Annotated in this window: 5 protein-coding genes; 4 read left to right on the top strand and 1 reads right to left on the bottom strand. The window is 65.6% G+C overall.

Features of this window, described 5'->3' with window-relative positions; genetic code table 11:
• Positions 1-2: 2 nt before the first annotated feature.
• Positions 3-143: an SDR family oxidoreductase gene (locus ACFE71_RS15250; RefSeq protein ID WP_375429613.1), complete on the top strand. Its 141-nt coding sequence runs from the start codon at positions 3-5 to the stop codon at positions 141-143.
• 164 nt (positions 144-307) lie between these two features.
• Complete coding sequence (locus tag ACFE71_RS15245) at positions 308-982, top strand: aspartate/glutamate racemase family protein (RefSeq protein WP_375429612.1); 675 nt, start codon at positions 308-310, stop codon at positions 980-982.
• A gap of 206 nt (positions 983-1,188) precedes the next feature.
• On the opposite strand, the gene ACFE71_RS15240 is transcribed toward ACFE71_RS15245, so the two are convergent.
• Positions 1,189-1,836, bottom strand: a complete 648-nt coding sequence (locus ACFE71_RS15240) for a cysteine hydrolase family protein (RefSeq protein ID WP_375429611.1) — start codon at positions 1,834-1,836, stop codon at positions 1,189-1,191.
• A 92-nt stretch (positions 1,837-1,928) separates the two neighbouring features.
• On the opposite strand from ACFE71_RS15240, the gene ACFE71_RS15235 reads away from it, so the two are divergent.
• Both ACFE71_RS15235 and ACFE71_RS15230 read left to right on the top strand, forming a co-directional pair.
• Positions 1,929-2,072: a hypothetical protein gene (locus ACFE71_RS15235; protein ID WP_375429610.1), complete on the top strand. Its 144-nt coding sequence runs from the start codon at positions 1,929-1,931 to the stop codon at positions 2,070-2,072.
• Positions 2,042-2,863: a GlxA family transcriptional regulator gene (locus tag ACFE71_RS15230; protein WP_375429609.1), complete on the top strand. Its 822-nt coding sequence runs from the start codon at positions 2,042-2,044 to the stop codon at positions 2,861-2,863. The genes ACFE71_RS15235 and ACFE71_RS15230 overlap by 31 nt, the downstream gene beginning before the upstream one ends.
• Positions 2,864-3,263 lie beyond the last annotated feature (400 nt).

The following is a 3,263-nucleotide window of genomic DNA, read 5'->3' as shown; positions in this document are numbered from 1 at the left end:
GCCTGTTCGGCGGCGTTCCCATCGGGCGGGTCGGGCGGCTGGACGAGCTTGCCGACACCGTCGCCTTCCTCGCCGGCAAGGCCGCGTCCTACATCACCGGCGCCAATCTGCGCATCGATGGCGGGATGTCGTCCAGCGTCTAGCCGTCAAGCAGATGGAAAGCCGCCGACCAGCGTTCGCGCCAGTTCCGGACGAGCTGGGCACCCGGACCGATCGGCCGATTCACCGCTCGTTCACCGGTCAGCGCGATGTTTTACATCGGTGCCCGATCTTGTACGCGACGCGGCATACCGACGTCGGAGGGTACATGCATCTTGGTTTGATCGGCGGCATCGGACCGGCGGCCACCGAAGTCTATTATCGGGCACTTGTCCGCGCCTACGCGGCGGCCAACCAAAGGCTCGCGCTGACGATCGTCAATACCGACGCCCGCGAGATGATCGCCAATCTCGAAGCAGGCCGGGCTGTCGAACAGGCTGCGATCTTTGCGGGCTATGTACGCCAACTACGAGACGGCGGTTGCGATACCGCCGTTATAACCTCGATGGGTGGTCATTTCTGCATCGTCGAGCTCGAAGCGATATCGACTTTGCCGGTACTGAGTGCGGTTCCGGCGCTGAACCAGTACTTCGCTACCCATGAGGCGAATCGCGTAGGCGTGCTGGGGACGCGCGCCGTGATGGTATCGAAGCTTTACGGCGTGGATACGGTAGACGTTGTCGTCCCACCGGCCGAGGACCTTGCGACCGTGCATTCAGCCTATGTCACACTCGCGGCCGCCGGGACCGCGACACCGAAACAATGCTCCTACTTTCATGAGGCCGCGAGAAAGCTGCATGATGAGCAGGGTGCCGACGTGGTCGTTCTGGGCGGCACCGATCTGTCGATTGCTTTTAAAGACGCCAACCTAAACTTTCCGGTTGTGGATAGCGCATTGATCCATGTCGAAGCCGTCGTTCGCTCAGCTATGGAGCAGCGATGACGAGGTGAAGCACCGAAGCGTGGCGACCGTCCTCTTCACGCATGAGTCGGTCCAGAAGCCGCCCTTCCGCATTCCACCGATTTCCGCCGTTCGCGGGCGGGCGGATCAACATCGTGCGCCCATCGGATCGAATGCGATCCCCGGTCCGGAGAACGCGCGCCTGCCGCGTTGATCGATCTCACGCAAGGTGAGCCGGAAACCGCGCCCTATCGCAACTCCGCGCAATCATCATTGCAAGCCGCTGCATAAAGCCTCACGTCGGACCGGCCGTCGTTGCAGATGACCAGCGGCTCGCGTGCTTCCAGCACCCGCAGCACATCGTCGGTGCCGACGATGCTGGCGAACTCCTCAGACAAGTCGCTAAGTGCGGCGGCGTGGACCTCCGCTGCAAGTCGCATCTTTCCGTCGAGACCCTTTCGATCGAACGTGGCCGTCGCGTCCTCGACCAGATCGACGGTGAAGCCGAGATTGCCCGCCATACGCACTGTGGTGGAGACACAATAATTCGTGGTCAGGCCGACAACGACCAATGTGTCCACGCCCGCGGCGCGCAAATCCTGCTCGAGGCTCGTTCCGATGAAGCCGCTGTTTACTTCCTTCAGGTGAACCGGTTCGCCAAAGGCGGGAGCCGCCCCGGCCTTCGGTTCATGTCCGATCGTGCCCCGAAAGAAGGCGCCGACGGGAGACCGGGACGAATGGCGCACATGCCGGACCGGCCGACCGTCGCGCCGCCAAGCGGCGATGAGCCGGGCGATGTTGGCTTCCGCGCCCGGGTTGTTGCGCGGTCCCCAGGAGGCGTCGAGAAAACCTTGCTGGACGTCGATCACGAGCAGGGTGGCGTTGGTCGGCGACATCGGCCTTATCATTCATAGATCGAGCGGGCTGGCCGGGCGACCCTAACGACGGCGCGCTTGGCGCAAAGGACGATGATTCCTTAAAAAGGGACATGACGCACCGCATCGGTTTCTATGTCCTTCGCCGCCATCAGCTTCTCGACCTGGCGGGGCCGCTGGACGCCTTCGACGCCGCCAATGCGGCGGCGGGGCGGCGGCTCTACAGGTGGCGCGTCCTGTCGCGGGCGGGCGGATGACGAGCGGCGCGGGCTTGCGGGTCGAGACGACCCCGGCCGACGATGCCGCGCTCGACACGCTGCTGGTGATCGGTGGCGCGATCGACGCCGTCCGCGACCAGGACGAGGTCGCGACCGTGCGGCGGCTCGGCGCCCGCGCCGCCCGGATCGCCGGTGTGTGCACGGGCGCGTTCCTGCTCGCCGGGGCGGGGTTGCTGGACGGCAGGCGGGCGACGACGCATTGGTCGCGCGCGCGCGAGTTGCAGGAGAGCTTTCCGGCCGTGTCGGTGGACGCGGATCGCATGTACGTCGCCGATGGCCCGCTATGGACGTCAGCGGGCGTCACCACCGGTATCGACCTGGCGCTGGCGCTGATCGAAGCCGATCACGGCGTCGAGTTGGCGCGCCGGGCATCGCGCGAGCTGGTCGTCTATCATCGGCGGCCGGGCGGTCAGTCGCAGTTCTCCGCCTTATCGCAGATGGAACCCGAGTCCGACCGGATACGGGTCGCGCTCGCCTTCGCGCGCGAGCATTTGTCGGAACCGCTGCCGGTCGAGCGGTTGGCCGAGGCCGCGAGGCTCAGCCCGCGCCAGTTCGGGCGCGCGTTCCGCATCGAGACCGGGGAGACGCCCGCCAGGGCCGTCGAGCGATTGCGGGCCGAAGCGGCCCACCTACGCCTTCAGGACGGATCGGAGCCGGTGGACGTGATCGCAAGGGCCGTCGGCTTCAACGACCCCGAGCGAATGCGGCGGGCATTCGTCGCCCGCTACGGCCAACCACCGCAGGCGATACGCCGCATGACGCGCCCATGATCGAACCGGCAGCGAACAGCCTTCCCGCTTGAACTGCCGGCCCGCTCACCATCGCTGCGGCCGATCACCGCCGCTTCGCCGAACCCTCGCTCGGTTCACGTGTCCCACGGTACCGGGCGCGACCTGCCTTGTTGACGCCCCAACAAGCGGATGGCACAACGTGCCGGTAGGCGGCACATAAGACCGCATAATGGGTTCAGGAGGGATTAGTGGGAGGCATTCAAGCATTAGCGACGGTAGCGTTGGCGATCGGGCTCTCATCTGCCGCTGCGGCGCAGTCGATGCTTCCTGCCCAGCCCGACGCGGCCGCGCAGGAAGCACCTTCTTCGAGCATGGACGGCGACGTCATCGTCACCGCTCAGAAGCGCGACCAATCGTTGCAGGATGTGCCTCTCTCCAT

Source organism: uncultured Sphingomonas sp. (assembly GCF_964237155.1).
Classification (GTDB): Bacteria; Pseudomonadota; Alphaproteobacteria; order Sphingomonadales; family Sphingomonadaceae; genus Sphingomonas.
This window is presented reverse-complemented; position numbering and strand designations above follow the sequence as displayed.